This window comes from Paractinoplanes deccanensis (genome assembly GCF_016862115.1).
GTDB classification, from domain to species: domain Bacteria; phylum Actinomycetota; class Actinomycetes; order Mycobacteriales; family Micromonosporaceae; genus Actinoplanes; species Actinoplanes deccanensis.
Genome location: NZ_BOMI01000213.1, coordinates 1 through 726, shown reverse-complemented (window position 1 = coordinate 726; position 726 = coordinate 1). Strand labels below are relative to the sequence as shown.

Below are 726 nucleotides of genomic sequence, written 5' to 3'. Positions count from 1 at the left end.
TCTTTAAGGAACGCTTGCTCTGCGTCATGAACTGCTGCCACATCATTGCTCGTATATCTCGGCACAAGCAGTACCGAGATGAAGAGGGGCCGTGCATGTATCGACGCGGAGTCGGCAGCCGGACGCGCAAGCTGGTGATGGGAGGTGCCGCCGCAGCGCTGCTCGGCTCGGCGCTCGCGGTCGGCACGGGGATGAGCCAGGCCGCCGAACAGGGCAGCGCCGGAGCCGGCTCCGGTAACATCAACGCTTTGGTGCCGGCGCTGGGTTTCAGTCCGGGCAATCCGAACGCGACGGCCGACCGCGTGGGCCCTACCGGGGTAAATGTTCCCGGTCGCTGCCCGCCTGCTCAAGCCCAAGTGAACGCGCAGGTAGCGCTCAAGAATGCGAGCTTTCCGAGCGGAACGGACCTTGAAAGCCGCATCCAACGTTTCGAAAAGACCCTGTCGGCGATCCAGGACTTGAAATGCCCGGCATCTTCCACGACTTTGCTGGTCCGCTTGAATTCGTTGACCGCGCTGCGTGGAAACGCGAATCGCGATAACATCCTGCGTGGTCTGGGTTTGAACGAAACGCCAGCGGATAGGGCCGCCGCCACAGGATCCGGTGACGCGGCCGCGAGCGGAGCGACGGGGAACGCCGGAGCCGGCTCCGGTAACATCAACGCTTTGGTGCCGGCGCTGGGTTTCAGTCCGGGCAATCCGAACGCGACGGCCGACCGTGTGGGCC

General features: G+C 64.2%; 1 pseudogene. It reads left to right on the top strand.

The annotated features are described in order from the left end of the window. Positions 1-95 precede the first annotated feature (95 nt). Positions 96-726: pseudogene (locus tag Ade02nite_RS48100) on the top strand (hypothetical protein); the annotation flags it as partial.